We start from the raw sequence: 256 nt of genomic DNA on the forward strand, positions 1-256 counted from the left end.
ATCAGTCGCCACATCGACCATTACCGAAACATTTAATGATGGATGAATTTAAAAGTGTTAAAAACGTATCGGGATATATGAGCTTTATTTATGCTGATTCACTCACACATCGTATCATAGATATTGTTGAAGACCGTCGGTTAAAGTCTTTAAAAGACTATTTCTATCGCTTTTCTCTTGAAGAACGTAAACGCGTTCAAACCGTATCTATAGATATGTATCAACCATATATCGTCTTAATTCAAGAGTTGTTCCC

Annotated in this window: 1 protein-coding gene; it reads left to right on the forward strand. The window is 34.8% G+C overall.

The genetic code is table 11. From position 1 onward, the window contains the following. The coding region (locus HHH54_RS11070; RefSeq protein ID WP_198618827.1) for a transposase at positions 1 to 256 on the forward strand (256 nt) is incomplete at both ends.

The organism is Staphylococcus canis (assembly GCF_016238445.1).
In the GTDB taxonomy this organism is placed as follows: domain Bacteria; phylum Bacillota; class Bacilli; order Staphylococcales; family Staphylococcaceae; genus Staphylococcus; species Staphylococcus canis.